12 protein-coding genes are annotated in these 14,132 nt (G+C 37.7%); 6 read left to right on the top strand and 6 right to left on the bottom strand.

What is annotated here, in order from left to right:
• Positions 1-56: 56 nt before the first annotated feature.
• Positions 57-434 carry a large conductance mechanosensitive channel protein MscL gene (mscL, locus tag F601_RS0107825; RefSeq protein WP_018165120.1) on the bottom strand — a complete coding sequence of 126 codons (378 nt, stop codon included), beginning with the start codon at positions 432-434 and terminating at the stop codon, positions 57-59.
• 909 nt (positions 435-1,343) lie between these two features.
• Between mscL and pheS the strand changes: the two genes are divergently transcribed.
• The 5 genes from pheS (at position 1,344) to F601_RS0107800 (ending at position 7,683) form a co-directional block, all read left to right on the top strand.
• A complete protein-coding gene (gene pheS, locus F601_RS0107820; protein ID WP_026183154.1) occupies positions 1,344-2,387 on the top strand; it encodes a phenylalanine--tRNA ligase subunit alpha in 1,044 nt (347 codons plus the stop codon).
• Positions 2,388-2,409: 22 nt separating this feature from the next.
• Entirely contained in the window at positions 2,410-2,931 is a 522-nt protein-coding gene (locus F601_RS0107815) for a GNAT family N-acetyltransferase (protein ID WP_018165118.1), read from the top strand.
• Positions 2,932-3,149: 218 nt separating this feature from the next.
• Complete coding sequence (gene pheT / locus F601_RS0107810) at positions 3,150-5,630, top strand: phenylalanine--tRNA ligase subunit beta (RefSeq protein ID WP_018165117.1); 2,481 nt, start codon at positions 3,150-3,152, stop codon at positions 5,628-5,630.
• A 54-nt stretch (positions 5,631-5,684) separates the two neighbouring features.
• Positions 5,685-6,056 (top strand): OsmC family protein, encoded by a 372-nt coding sequence (locus F601_RS0107805; RefSeq protein WP_018165116.1) that lies wholly within the window; start codon positions 5,685-5,687, stop codon positions 6,054-6,056.
• Positions 6,057-6,285: 229 nt separating this feature from the next.
• Entirely contained in the window at positions 6,286-7,683 is a 1,398-nt protein-coding gene (locus tag F601_RS0107800) for a C69 family dipeptidase (protein WP_018165115.1), read from the top strand.
• Positions 7,684-7,952: 269 nt separating this feature from the next.
• Here the strand turns inward: F601_RS0107800 and F601_RS0107795 are convergent, their stop codons facing one another.
• On the bottom strand, positions 7,953-8,486 hold the full coding sequence (locus F601_RS0107795) for a hypothetical protein (RefSeq protein WP_018165114.1): 534 nt from the start codon (positions 8,484-8,486) through the stop codon (positions 7,953-7,955).
• A gap of 485 nt (positions 8,487-8,971) precedes the next feature.
• Here F601_RS0107795 and F601_RS0107790 point away from each other — a divergent pair, with 485 nt between their 5' ends.
• Positions 8,972-10,483 carry a zinc ABC transporter substrate-binding protein AdcA gene (locus tag F601_RS0107790; protein ID WP_018165113.1) on the top strand — a complete coding sequence of 504 codons (1,512 nt, stop codon included), beginning with the start codon at positions 8,972-8,974 and terminating at the stop codon, positions 10,481-10,483.
• Positions 10,484-10,933: 450 nt separating this feature from the next.
• On the opposite strand, the gene F601_RS0107785 is transcribed toward F601_RS0107790, so the two are convergent.
• The 4 genes from F601_RS0107785 to F601_RS0107770 are packed head-to-tail and all read right to left on the bottom strand — an operon-like array spanning position 10,934 to position 13,893.
• Positions 10,934-11,593, bottom strand: coding sequence for an amino acid ABC transporter permease (locus F601_RS0107785; protein ID WP_018165112.1), 660 nt, complete (start codon positions 11,591-11,593; stop codon positions 10,934-10,936).
• A gap of 9 nt (positions 11,594-11,602) precedes the next feature.
• Positions 11,603-12,289 (bottom strand): amino acid ABC transporter permease, encoded by a 687-nt coding sequence (locus F601_RS0107780; protein WP_018165111.1) that lies wholly within the window; start codon positions 12,287-12,289, stop codon positions 11,603-11,605.
• A 16-nt stretch (positions 12,290-12,305) separates the two neighbouring features.
• Positions 12,306-13,118, bottom strand: a complete 813-nt coding sequence (locus F601_RS0107775) for a transporter substrate-binding domain-containing protein (protein WP_018165110.1) — start codon at positions 13,116-13,118, stop codon at positions 12,306-12,308.
• A 10-nt stretch (positions 13,119-13,128) separates the two neighbouring features.
• Positions 13,129-13,893 carry an amino acid ABC transporter ATP-binding protein gene (locus F601_RS0107770; RefSeq protein ID WP_018165109.1) on the bottom strand — a complete coding sequence of 255 codons (765 nt, stop codon included), beginning with the start codon at positions 13,891-13,893 and terminating at the stop codon, positions 13,129-13,131.
• Positions 13,894-14,132 lie beyond the last annotated feature (239 nt).

The following is a 14,132-nucleotide window of genomic DNA, read 5'->3' as shown; positions in this document are numbered from 1 at the left end:
AATCACTGTGTGGTTTTATTTTGAAGCTAGTTTTTGCCCAGACTCTTCTGTCTTTATTATTTGTTTGCAAGCAAGTCGCGGATTTCTGCAAGAAGTTCTTCTTGAGATGGACCTTCTTCTTCAACAACTTCCTCTTCTTTTTTGCCAATTGAGATAGCATGATTTGCAGCTTTTACAACGAAGAAGAGTGTAGTACCAACGATGATAAAGTTGATGATTGCGCTCAAGAAGCTACCGTATTTAACACCATTCCATACAAGGTCAGCAATGTTTTCAACATTAGCAGCTTTCAAAGCTGGATTAAGGATAAGTGGAGTGATGATATCTCCTACAAGTGACGTAATGATTGCATTGAAAGCAGCCCCCATAACGACAGCTACAGCAAGGTCCAAAACATTACCTTTAAACAAAAATTCTTTAAGTTCTTTAATCATGAAAATTCTCCTATTTATTATTTCATTCTCATTATATCAGAAAGCCTTAAAGAAAAGCAATATAATTGCTTGAATTATGCTTAAAATCAGGCGTTTTATAGGATATGGCGTTACTTATTTCCTTGTCAAACACATTATTTTTTGATAGAATAGTTTTTAATTGAATAGTGTCTTTTGAGATTAGTAGCCTTATGGAAATTTGCAGGGAATAGAAGCCGTGACTGGAAGCTTCTTAAATGAAAATTTGGTGAATTCACTCAGTGATATAAGATAGGAATTAAGGTCTGAGAATTCAGATGAAAACGGATGGTACCGCGTGTCAACGCTCCGAGTATTTATTGGAGTGTTGGCGCGTTTTTCTTTTTCAGTCGCTTCAAACTGAGTTGATACAGCGTCACTTTCGTCTTGCCTAACTCCAGTTATGTCTGCGACTCATTTCCTCGTCTGAATCCAATTTGGAGAGACTGAATAGTATCGGAATTTCATTTCTTCGTCAAGTTCCCTTGCCTACCACCAGGTATGCCTTCGGTCACTTTCCTCGAACTGAAAACTCTAAGGAACGAGAATGAAATTAGCGTCTCAGCTCCTCGTCTGAATCCAGTTTGGAGTGACTAAACATAGGGAGAAGACTATTTTGGTCAAGATTTCTTTTCTCGAACTGCAAACTCTGGAAAAGGGAGACTAGGATAAGGCTTCATTGTATGTCTTAATCTCCTTTGGAATTACTGGCAGCAACCAAAAGCTATTCAAATACAAACAAGAATTATTAAAGAAAGGAATGTTCAGTTAGTTATGTTAACTGAACACGCCCTAAGGGCTATGTGAAAAAGATAAACTTCTCCTAGGCGTGAGCGCCTTGTCGAGTTTCCTATTTTCACTGTGCCCTTTACGGGCTTTGTATCTTAAATTATGGATTTACAAGCGCAATTAGAAGAGTTGAAGGTGTCAACTCAGGCTAAACTTAAAGAAATGACTGGCGATCATAAGAAGGAATTGCAAGATCTTCGTGTGGCTGTATTGGGTAAAAAGGGGTCTTTGACTGAATTACTCAAAGGGCTTAAAGATCTTTCAAATGACCTTCGTCCTGTGGTTGGAAAACAGGTCAATGAAGTTCGTGACGTCTTGACTAAGGCATTTGAAGAACAGGCTGAAATTGTTGAAGCTGCAGTTATTCGTGCCAAATTGGAATCTGAAAGTTTGGATGTGACCCTCCCTGGACGTAAGGTAGCTCTAGGAAATCGTCACATTTTGACACAAACGAACCAAGAAATCGAAGATATCTTCTTGGGAATGGGCTTCCAAGTTGTGGATGGTTTTGAAGTTGAAAAAGATTACTACAACTTCGAACGTATGAACCTTCCCAAAGATCACCCAGCTCGTGATATGCAGGATACTTTCTACATTACCGAAGAAATCTTGCTTCGTACCCATACGTCACCAGTTCAAGCACGTACTCTTGACCAACATGATTTTTCAAAAGGTCCTCTTAAAATGATCTCACCGGGACGCGTTTTCCGTCGTGATACAGATGACGCTACACACAGCCACCAATTCCATCAAATTGAAGGCTTGGTTGTCGGTGAAAACATTTCTATGGGTGACTTGAAGGGTACTCTTGAGATGATTAGTCAAAAAATGTTTGGTGCTGAACGTAAGATTCGTCTTCGTCCATCTTATTTCCCATTCACTGAGCCATCAGTTGAAGTTGATGTTTCTTGCTTCAAGTGTGGTGGTAATGGTTGTAACGTATGTAAGAAGACTGGTTGGATTGAAATTCTTGGAGCTGGTATGGTTCACCCAAGCGTTTTGGAAATGTCTGGCGTTGACTCTGAAAAATACTCTGGCTTCGCATTTGGACTTGGTCAAGAACGTATTGCCATGCTTCGCTATGGTATCAATGATATTCGTGGTTTCTATCAGGGAGATGTTCGCTTTACAGAACAATTTCGTTAAGCTAGGTTGAAGAGGGATCTTTATGGCAACTGTAAGTATTGAAAAAGTCAGTAAAGACAAATTGCCTCTTTTACAGAAAATTGCTATGCAAACCTTCCGTGAAACCTTTGAGTTTGATAATACGGAAGAGCAATTGCAAGATTTTTTTGACGAGGCCTACAAACTGTCTGATTTTGAAGCGGACTTAGAAAATCCAGAAACAGAAAGTTACTTTGTTCTAGTTGAGGGACAAGAAGCTGGCTTTCTCAAAGTGAACTGGGGTTCTGCCCAAACAGAACAAGAATTGGACAGTGCCTTTGAAATTCAGCGGATTTATATTCTACAATCTTTTCAAGGACAAGGTCTTGGGAAAAAAGCCTTTGAGTTTGCCCTAGAATTAGCTGATGCTTCTGGTTTAGATTGGGCCTGGTTGGGTGTTTGGGAAAGAAATTTCAAAGCTCAGGCACTCTATGCCAAATATGGTTTTGAAAAATTCTCTGAACATTATTTTCCTGTAGGGGATAAAATGGACACAGATTGGCTTTTGAGAAAGAAATTAAACTAAGGCCAAACAGTCAGAATTCAGACAAGAAGTCTTTCTGATACTCAAATAAAATCAAAATCAGACGAGGAAGTGAGACGAAAGCAGCACTAGGGTAGGGCAAGTCGAAACTGACGATGTATCATTTTGATTTTAAAAGAGTATGAATAATGGGAGTGCAACATCAGATTGTGATAATGCTCTCTACAAGATGAAATAATACAAATAAGGTAAAAGAAATTATGCTAGTAAGTTATAAATGGTTAAAGGAGCTCGTTGATCTTGATGTGACAACAGCCGAGCTTTCTGAAAAAATGTCAACGACAGGTATTGAGGTTGAAGGTGTCGCCACACCAGCTGAAGGCTTGTCAAAATTAGTAGTAGGACATGTCCTCTCATGTGAAGATGTCCCTGATACGCATTTGCATCTCTGTATGGTTGATACTGGTGATGATGAGCCCCGCCAAATCGTCTGCGGTGCCCCAAATGTTACTGCTGGAATCAAGGTCATTGTGGCTGTTCCAGGAGCACGTATTGCTGACAACTACAAGATTAAAAAAGGCAAAATCCGTGGCATGGAGTCACTTGGTATGATTTGTTCCCTTCAAGAACTTGGCTTGCCTGACAGCATTATTCCAAAAGAATTCTCAGACGGTATCCAAATCTTGCCTGAGGATGCAGTGCCAGGCGACAGCATTTTCCCATACTTGGACCTTGACGATGAAATCATCGAATTGTCTATTACACCTAACCGTGCTGACGCCCTATCTATGCGTGGTGTTGCCCACGAAGTTGCGGCCATCTACGGTAAAGAAGTTCATTTCCCAGCTAAGTCCCTTACTGAAGCGGAAAAAGCTAGCGCTGAAGTTCTTGAGGTCACCATTGAGTCAGACAAGGTCTTGACTTATCAGGCGCGTGTCGTTGAGAATGTGACGGTTGCTCCAAGTCCGCAGTGGTTGCAGAATCTCCTCATGAATGCAGGAATCCGCCCAATCAATAACGTTGTGGACGTGACTAACTATATACTTCTCTTGTTCGGTCAACCAATGCATGCCTTTGACTTAGATAAGTTTGAAGACAAGAAAATTGTAGCTCGTGATGCCCGTGATGGCGAAAAATTGGTAACACTTGATGGGGAAGAACGTCAATTAACAGCTGATGACATCGTAATCACTGTTGCGGATAAACCAGTTGCACTTGGTGGTGTTATGGGAGGTCAAGCTACTGAAATTGATAATTCTTCTAAGAATGTAGTTCTCGAAGCTGCAGTCTTTGATGGTAAATCAATCCGTAAAACAAGCGGTCGTCTTAACCTTCGTTCTGAATCTTCATCACGTTTTGAAAAAGGAATAAACTACGATACCGTAACAGAAGCCTTGGACTTTGCTGCAGCTATGTTGCAAGAATTGGCTGAGGGTACTGTCCTTTCTGGCAAAGTAGAGGCAGGCAGCCTTCCAACAGAACCAGTTGAGGTTTCAACATCTCTTGATTATGTTAATGTTCGTTTAGGAACTGAATTAACTTATGCAGATGTAGAAGAAGTCTTTGCAAAACTAGGTTTTGGAATTTCTGGTAATGCTGACAAATTTACAGTTTCTGTGCCACGTCGTCGTTGGGATATTGCTATCCAAGCTGATCTGGTTGAAGAAATTGCTCGTATCTATGGCTATGACAAATTGCCAACGACCCTTCCAGAAGCAGGAGCAACAGCAGGTGAATTAACTGCAACACAAGCATTGCGTCGCAAAGTTCGTACTATTGCAGAAGGAGCAGGCTTGTCTGAAATCATTTCTTATGCTCTTACAACACCTGAAAAAGCCGTCGAATTTACCCTTAATCCAACTAATGTGACTGAGTTGATGTGGCCGATGACAGTAGATCGCTCTGCTCTTCGTCAAAATGTTGTTTCAGGTATGCTCGATACAGTTGCCTACAACGTCAACCGTAAGAATAGTAATCTTGCTATCTATGAAATTGGTAAAGTCTTTGAACAAACTGGCAATCCAAAAGAAGAACTTCCAAATGAACTAGAAATTTTTGCTTTTGCTCTTACAGGTTTAGTGGCTGAAAAAGATTTCCAAACTAGCCCTGTTGCTGTAGATTTCTACTACGCAAAAGGTATTGTTGAAGCTCTTGCAAGCAAACTTGGTCTTAGCTTTGATTTTGTAGCTGAGAAAGAGCTTGCTAGCATGCACCCAGGCCGCACAGCAGCTATCTTACTTGATGGTCAAATACTTGGTTATGTGGGACAAGTTCATCCACAGACTGCTAAAGCTTACGGTATTCCAGAAACTTATGTTGCTGAAATCAATTTGACTGGAGTTCTAGGTTATATTTGTTCAATTTCTGTGTCATCAATTTCAAATATCGATGGTCATCTGGCGGAAACATTTTTAGAAACAAATAATATTAAGGTAGAAAAACCTTTTGTTGAAATCACTAAGTTCCCAGCTGTTTCTCGTGACATCGCTCTGCTATTGCCAAAAGAAACCAGCCATAAGGCAGTTGTTGATGCTATTCAGTCAGCAGGTGTGAAACGTTTGACAGATATCAAGCTATTTGATGTCTACGCAGGCGCAAACATTGAGGCAGGTAAAAAATCTATGGCTTACAGCTTGACCTTCCAAAATCCTGAAGCAAACTTGACGGATGAAGAAGTTGTCAAATTCATGGAAAAAATCACTAAAGCTTTGACTGAGCAAGTTGACGCGGAAGTGCGCTAATATAGAGCCAGCCTCAGTGCTGGCTTTTTGCGATAATTCTTAGAGGAATAAATAATGTATCAAACTAAAATTTTAGGAGACAGACTTTACCATGCCAAATCAAAGGGTTACGGTCAGCCTGTTGAAACTTTCGGTACAACCGATGAGGGAGAGACTCCAATGAGCCTGCTCAATATTGCTCTCGCTTCCTGTGTTACCATGTGCATCCAAGGTTATTTTAAACGTAAGGAAGGTATAGATGAGATGGCAGTATCAGTAGATGCGACTTATGAGGATGAGATTTTTAATTTACTTATTGAAGTAGACCTGGAACTGACAGAATCTGACAAAGAAGATCTTATCGATTATATTAATCGCTTTTGCCGTGTCAAAAAATTATTGAGATCAGATCTCGAGATTAACTATAGCTTTAAACAAAATGCTTAGTACTTTTGAAACTTAACCTTTTCTGTGATATGATAGAGATGAAGAAATCATGAATTGAAAACGTCTCCGACATTTGCAGATTTATTTGAAACTGTTTCGACTGTAGTTAATCAAAGGTTGAATACTTTTAGGTGTGAATCTTCCCCCCCTGCTTTCGGAATTTTGTCAATATTTTTATTTTGCCAGTGTCGCAGAAGGCTCTTTGTAACTTAGTAAAAGGAGAATATTAATGAGCTGCACAACCATATTAGTGGGCAAAAAAGCATCTTATAATGGATCAACTATGATTGCCCGTACTGAGGATTCACAAAATGGTGATTTTTGTCCTAAAAAATTCCTAGTTGTTAATCCAGAAGACCAACCTCGTCACTATAAATCAGTCTTATCGAGTTTTGAAATTGATTTGCCAGACAATCCTATGCGCTATACTTCTGTTCCAAATTCTAATCTCAAAGAAGGAATCTGGGGCGAAGCAGGTATCAACGAAGTTAACGTTGCTATGAGTGAAACAGAGACTATTACGACGAATGCGCGTGTTTTGGGAGCTGATCCTCTCGTTGAATCAGGTATTGGTGAAGAAGATATGTTAACTCTGGTCTTGCCTTATATCCATTCAGCTCGTGAAGGTGTCCTTCGTTTAGGAGCTCTTCTGGAAGAATATGGCACCTACGAATCAAATGGAGTTGCCTTTTCAGATGTCAATGAAATTTGGTGGCTAGAAACTGTTGGCGGACATCATTGGATTGCGAGACGTGTTCCTGATGATGCCTATGTAACAAATCCTAATCAATTTGGAATTGACTACTTTGAATTTAATAATCCAGATGAATACCTCTATTCAGCTGATCTACGCAACTTTATTAATACTAATAATTTAGATTTGAATTATCTCAAGGAGCATTTTAATCCTAGATATGCTTTTGGCAGTCAGCGAGATAAAGATCGTCATTATAATACACCAAGATCTTGGGCAATACAACGCTTCTTGAATCCTAATATTAAGCAAGATCCTCGTAGTTTCTTTATCCCCTGGTGTCAAAAACCTTATCGTAAAATTACGGTTGAAGATATCAAGTATGTTTTGAGTAATCATTATCAAGATACGGAATTTGACCCATATGGTCCAGAAGGAACTCATGTGAGCCAACGTGCTTTTCGCACGATTGGTATCAACCGTACCAGTCAAACAGCTCTTTTAGAATTGCGTCCAAACAAACCGCATGAAACGACAGGAATTCAGTGGTTGGCCTATGGCTCTATGCCTTTTAATACCATGGTCCCATTCTTCACTCAAGTTTCGACAACCCCTAGCTATTTCGCTAATACTACAGATGATGTTAGCACTGACAATTTTTATTGGGTTAACCGTCTGATTGCGGCGATTGCAGACCCACATTTCCACCAGCATGAAGGAGATATCGAAGCTTACGTTGAAAAAACCATGGCCTATGGTCATGCTATGATTAAACGTGTTGACCATCTTATGGAAAATGGCGGAGCAGTGAACTTTGAAGCTGAAAATCAGGCCATGAGTGATGATATCCAAGCAGAAACTCAAAAACTCTTAAACAAGATAGTCTTTGATGCTAGTAATTTAATGACAAATCGTTATTCAGTTTCTGACTAATATGAAGTATTGACAAGAGTACTAGATTGATAAATATTTAGAGTAGTTGTATCATATTAAAAGATGATAAAAATTCTAAATTATAGAGTAACATGGCTCTTTGGATAACAACTTCAAAACCTGTTAAGTATTTAGCTGAAGTGTGTTCAATACAAAATTTTAATTGTATAAGGACTATGTACGAATTTAAAAAGGTCTAATTATCAAGCACATTTGCCTGATGTTTAGACCTTTTTGATATTGACTTATTATTTTTGAGGATTACTGACCTATTCTTGATTAGTAACTGTAATCTGAAGTGGAATTTCATCTATGGTTTCGGTAATATCATAAATAATTTTTAGGGTGAAAGTAATTGTTTCTAATTGGCTAATGTCAGCTTTTTCTAGAGCACTAAGGCTAATTTTTGGCCCACCTTCAGATGAAGTATTGGCTTCTAAGCTATCTGAATAGATGATGAAATCATAATCATCACTTTCGTCGACACCGTTAACAGCTCCATTGCGGGCTTGGAGATCATAGTCCTTATCTGTTTGGTTTTCATAGGCAAACTTGAGAGTATGGTTATAGTCACCCTCTTCAAAGCCCAGAAAGCTGATCTTAACACCACCCTTATCATAGATGACTTTGTCCAAATCATCTGTTGAAAATTCCAGAGTATTAGTTTCCTTTGCTTGATTCTTGCTTTGGCTAGATGACTTGGTTTCAGAAGTAGATTTGTCAGTTTGTGAGTTATTAGCACAGGCAATCAATAAGCAGAGAGCAAAAAACGTTAGTAAAAGAGCTAGAAATTTCTTTTTCATGGGAATCCTCCTTCAAACGAGATTTAAGGACCGTTAGTGGTTCCGACTGAGCTCACTATTTTCAGGTCACGAAGTGAAAGTAGTTAGAGGAGACATTTTTAAAACCAAAACTGATTTTCGAAGAATATCTCACTCCATAAGCCGAGTATAGCATTTTAAATTCTTGGGACCAAGGAAAAAATGTATAACTGTAATAGTTAATAAAAAAATCTGTTTTTCCGAAAATTATACCGAATTACATCCAATATTCAATAATCTTTTTCAGGGTTGAGGAGTAGAGGTATTGTTTGGAGTTTGGAAAAAAGGACAAGACTGATTTTTGTCTTGAAAACTTGAATAGAATGTTGCAATCACAGTTCCACTGATTCTTTCCAGAGAAGGAGTGGTGAATTTTTTTAAAAAAGAATTCTAAAAAGGCTTGCAAAATATTTTTAGTATGATATACTTAACCAGTAACATAACTAGTTAAGTAAAAAGGAGAAGTCATGAAAAAGAAGATTCTTTTAATGGTTAGTTTACTTGGGCTGTTTTTATCAGTTCAAATTGCTTATGCTAAATCAATTTTAGCAGATGATAAAATCGATGTGGTTACAACGTTTTATCCTGTTTACGAGTTCACCAAAGGTGTCTTAGGTGATGAAGCTAATGTTTCTATGCTTATTAAAGCTGGAACAGAGCCTCACGATTTTGAGCCTTCAACGAAAAATATCGCATCTATTTCTGATGCTGATGCCTTTGTTTACATGGATGATAATATGGAAACTTGGGTAAATGATTTGAATAAGAGTATCGATACTAAAAAAATTTCCATGGTAAAAGCCACAGGCGATATGCTTTTGATGGCAGGAGGAGAAGAAGATGAAGATCATGACCACGAAGATCATCATCATGACTATGACCCACATGTTTGGTTGTCACCTTATCGCGCTATTAAAGTAGTTGAGAATATTCGAGATCAATTTCTTGCTCAATTTCCTGATAAAAAGGAAGCTATAACTAAAAATGCAGCAGCTTATATTGAAAAATTACAGGAACTTGATACTGAGTATCAGCAAGCATTATCTTCTGCCAAGCAAAAATCATTTGTAACGCAGCATGCAGCTTTTAGTTATTTGGCGCTTGACTATGGTTTGAATCAAATTTCTATTACTGGTGTTAGTGCAGAAAGTGAGCCATCAGCAAAACGTTTAGCTAGTTTGACTAAATATATTAAGAAATATGATATTAAATATATTTATTTTGAAGAAAATGCCTCTAGCAAGGTAGCAAAAACTTTAGCAGATGAAGCGGGTGTTAAAACTTCCGTTTTAAATCCACTTGAAAGTTTAACTAATAAACAAATTAAAGCTGGCGAGAACTATTTTTCAGTCATGCGAGCAAATTTGAAAGCTCTGCAATTGACCACAAGTAAAGCAGGAAAAACAATCAAGGCTGAAACAGATACCACAAAAACTGTTCAAAATGGTTATTTTGATGATAAGGATGTCACAAATCGAAAATTATCAGATTGGACAGGGAAGTGGCAGTCGGTTTATCCATATCTTCTTGATGGTACTTTGGATGAAGTCTGGGATTATAAATCAAAGAAATCACAAGGAGCTATGTCAGCTGCAGAATATAAGGACTATTATACAAAAGGTTATCAAACCGATGTTGAGAAGATCACAATAAATGGTAAGAAAAATACCATCACATTTATTCAAAACGGTAAAAAACAAACTTTTACATACAAATATGTTGGTTATGAGATTTTGACTTATGAAAAAGGTAACCGAGGTGTTCGATACTTATTCGAAACAAGCGATAAAAATGCTGGAGTATTTAAATATGTTCAGTTCAGTGATCATAGTATTTCCAAGACAGACGCTGAGCACTTCCACATGTTCTGGGGAGGTGACAGCCAAGAAAAATTACTTGAAGAGATGGAAAATTGGCCGACATATTATCCAACAAGTTTAACTGGTCATGAAGTCGCTCAAGAAATTGTAGCTCATTAATCTACCTAAAACCTAACACAATCAATTTTTGATGTTAGGTTTTTTCTTTTAATTAGTATTTCTTCGATTACTCGGAGTTCTATTAAAAATAGGTGCCCTTGTATATGGCAATGAATCACGAGAACAAAAATTATAAGACTTGGTTTATAATTGCCCAAGGCTAATCTTTGAACTTATTCTAGTTCATTTTTGGTGGTTTATATACCCTATCTGTGACTTGCTAAGCTTGCTTTATCTGATTTTGATTCATCATAATAGTTGTTCAGATTTTAGAGGCAAAGAAATAGCACTGTAGTCATTAGGGAGATAACTAATAACTACAGTGCTCTATTGATTATAAAATCTAATATTCAGTGAAAATCAAATTAAGATTTTCTGAAGACACCTTGTCTGTCTCCGGGTAGATCTTCATTGGCTTACCAGGTATGATTTTGGACTACAAGGCCCTGATTATTCAGCGGCCTGTTCCCATTTCTTAGCTAATTTACGTGAAAAGCTTGAAATGGCAAAATTAATAATAAAGTAAATGATCGCGATGATACCGTATAGGGCAAAAACTTGACCTGCTTCGAAGTAACGTCCCATAAGAATTTGGCTGGCACCGAAAAGTTCTTGTAGGGCAATAACCGAATAGAGGAAACTAGTATCTTTGATTACCGTTACAATCTGAGAAATGATTGATGGCAAAACTTTGCGAAAGGCTTGTGGCAAGACGATATAGATCATAATCTGAAATTGTGTGAAACCTTGAGAAAGGCCAGCTTCGGTTTGCCCATGATCAAGTGAGTTTAAACCACCTCGAATAATTTCAGCCATCGCTGCCGTAGTAAAAATAGTAAATGCTGTGATTCCTGCTGGAGTTGATTTCATCTGAAATACGAGAAAAACAGTAAAAATCCAGAGCAAGTTAGGTACATTACGAACAAATTCAATGTAAATTGTTGAAATCCATTTAAATATAGGATTTTTGCCATTACGCATAATAGCAAGGATTGTCCCAAAAACAATTGATAATACAATTGAAATTAAAGATATTTTTAAAGTTAAGATTAAACCATTGCTAATAACACTGAAGGTAGATGGTTTAAAAAGTTCAAGTATTGATTCCATACGACCTCCTTATAAGCTATAAGCATTTTTATTCTTTTCTTCCATGCGACGAGCCCATGTAGCAAGTGGGAAGCAAAGAACAAAATAGAGTAGAGCTGCCCCTGCAAATGCAGGGATATAGTTTGAGTTAAGAGCTGACCATGATTTAGTAACAAACATGATATCAGCACCAGATATAATAGCTACTGTCGATGTATTTTTTATCAAGTTCACGACTTGGTTGGTCATCGGTGGCAGTATTGTGCGGATTGCCTGAGGTAAAATAATCTGGCCCATGGTTTGGCTATAGGTAAAACCTTGAGAAAGCGCAGCCTCAGTCTGTCCTCTTGGAACAGACTCAATACCTGAGCGAATAACCTCAGCGATATAGGCACCATGATAGAGTCCCACACAAATAACTGCTGTCCAATAAATTGATGGCATAATAATATAGTTTGAAATCAAAGGCAAACCATAGTAGACAATCATAAAGTGGACCAGAAGAGGCGTGTTTTGGAAAAATTCAACATAACAGCGTGAAATCGCACGTGACAGTTTATTAGTATTTGTTGAAAGTGCTCCAAAAACTATTCCAAGCATTAGGGATAATAGCAGAGCACCAATAGAGATTTGGAGTGTGAAGAGAAAGCCCCAAAGAAACTTATCAAAGTCTGCAAAATAGGCTAACCAATTACTCCATTCAAAAGCTGATGACATATGGTAAGTCTCCTTTCTAGTTGTCTTCTTCGATACTTGCTGGGGTCAAATCGTACTTATCATAGATAGCTTGAAGAGTTCCATCCTCAGTCCATCCATCAATAAGACCAGACAAATATTCATCTAATTCAGTATTTGATTTTTTAGTTACAACACCATATTGAGAAGCTGCAAATGTGAAATCCAACAACTGAGTTTTTGAGCTAACATATCCTGATAGAATAGATTGGTCAACAGAAAACGCATCCGTGCGATGAGCACGAAGAGAGACTGACAGTTCTGGATAGGAACCAAGCTCTGCAAATTTAACCGAAATACCATTCTCTTTAGCTAATTCACTAATTTGTAATTGTGTAATTGAGCCTTGAGAGACACCGATAGTTTTGCCATCTAAATCTTTAAATGACTTGATTCCACTATCTTTGTTAATCAGGAAACCAACGGCATCGGTATAGTAAGGTGTTGTGAAATTGTAAAGTTTACGACGCTCCTCTGTAATTGTAAAAGTTGCAATGACAATATCAACTTGTTCATTATCAAGAAGAGCACCGCGAGTTGCAGCTGTAACAGGTGTAAATGCAACTTTAACACCAAGTTTTTTAGCAATTTTTTTAGCTAATTCAACTTCAATACCGCTGAATTTATTTGTATCTGGGTCAAGATAACCGAAGTTAGGAACGTCTTGTTTCACTCCGACACGTAAGACACCAGATTCTTTAATTTTATTTACCTGAGCAGAAGTAGTATCAGCGTTAGCATTTGCTGTAAAGAAAATAGCTGAGCAAATGACCATAAGTAGGGTAAGTATAGATAGGGTGATTTTTTTCATAGAGACCTCCCTAATTTACTGAAACACGTTCACTTGTGTGGTCGATAACTTTACTCAAAAATTGTTGAGCACGAGGCTCAGTTGGATTATCAAAGAAACCTTGAACATCGGTTGTATCAACTAAAATCTGACCTTCAGCCATGAAGATGATGCGATCAGCTACCTCACGAGCAAATCCCATTTCGTGTGTTACCACAACCATGTTCATTCCTTCTTTGGCGAGGTTTTGCATAACAGCAAGAACATCACCAATTGTTTCTGGATCAAGTGCTGATGTTGGTTCGTCAAACAAAAGAAGTTCTGGTTCCATAGCTAATCCGCGAGCGATAGCAACACGCTGTTTTTGACCACCAGAAAGCATTCCCGGGTAAGAATCTTTACGATCCCACATATTAACATAAGTCAAATATTTTTCAGCGATAGCTTCGGCTTCGGCTTTTGATTTTCCAAGAACCTTAATTGGAGCAAAAGTAACATTTTCTAACACTGTTTTATGTGGGTAAAGATTGAAGTGTTGGAAAACCATACCAACTTCTTTACGCAACTGAACTAAGTCCTTAGCTGATGCTTTAACAACCTCATGTCCATTGACTTTCAAACTTCCTGTTTCAATGGATTCAAGTGCATTCATTGTACGAATAAGTGTAGATTTACCAGATCCTGATGGACCGAGCAAAACGACCACCTGCCCTTTTTCAATTTCCAAATTGATATTTCTAAGAGCATGGTATTTCCCATAATATTTTTCTACGTTCTTAAATTCAATAAGAGCCATAAGTTTCTCCTTATCTAGTATTTTGTTAGATTACCTAACATCAATAGAAATAGTTTATCATAGAATCAAAACGCTGTCAAATATTATCAGAAAATTAGAATAAATCAGGATTGCTAATGTTATAAAAAGATTACTATATGATGTCAGAAGGGTCTATATTTCCCATAAGAGTGAATTTTTGGTATAATTCAAAGTAGAATTATTTTTTTCGAGTACGTTAGTATAGCTTACTTTTAGCA

This window comes from Streptococcus henryi DSM 19005 (assembly GCF_000376985.1).
Lineage (GTDB): Bacteria > Bacillota > Bacilli > Lactobacillales > Streptococcaceae > Streptococcus > Streptococcus henryi.
The sequence above is the reverse complement of the archived record's forward strand: the minus strand, read 5'-3'. Positions and strand labels throughout refer to the sequence as shown.

Coding starts and splice junctions, on each gene's coding strand:
- mscL (WP_018165120.1), bottom strand. CDS start 434: ATGATTAAAGAACTTAAAGAATTTTTGTTTAAAGGTAATGTTTTGGAC.
- pheS (WP_026183154.1), top strand. CDS start 1,344: ATGGATTTACAAGCGCAATTAGAAGAGTTGAAGGTGTCAACTCAGGCT.
- F601_RS0107815 (WP_018165118.1), top strand. CDS start 2,410: ATGGCAACTGTAAGTATTGAAAAAGTCAGTAAAGACAAATTGCCTCTT.
- pheT (WP_018165117.1), top strand. CDS start 3,150: ATGCTAGTAAGTTATAAATGGTTAAAGGAGCTCGTTGATCTTGATGTG.
- F601_RS0107805 (WP_018165116.1), top strand. CDS start 5,685: ATGTATCAAACTAAAATTTTAGGAGACAGACTTTACCATGCCAAATCA.
- F601_RS0107800 (WP_018165115.1), top strand. CDS start 6,286: ATGAGCTGCACAACCATATTAGTGGGCAAAAAAGCATCTTATAATGGA.
- F601_RS0107795 (WP_018165114.1), bottom strand. CDS start 8,486: ATGAAAAAGAAATTTCTAGCTCTTTTACTAACGTTTTTTGCTCTCTGC.
- F601_RS0107790 (WP_018165113.1), top strand. CDS start 8,972: ATGAAAAAGAAGATTCTTTTAATGGTTAGTTTACTTGGGCTGTTTTTA.
- F601_RS0107785 (WP_018165112.1), bottom strand. CDS start 11,593: ATGGAATCAATACTTGAACTTTTTAAACCATCTACCTTCAGTGTTATT.
- F601_RS0107780 (WP_018165111.1), bottom strand. CDS start 12,289: ATGTCATCAGCTTTTGAATGGAGTAATTGGTTAGCCTATTTTGCAGAC.
- F601_RS0107775 (WP_018165110.1), bottom strand. CDS start 13,118: ATGAAAAAAATCACCCTATCTATACTTACCCTACTTATGGTCATTTGC.
- F601_RS0107770 (WP_018165109.1), bottom strand. CDS start 13,893: ATGGCTCTTATTGAATTTAAGAACGTAGAAAAATATTATGGGAAATAC.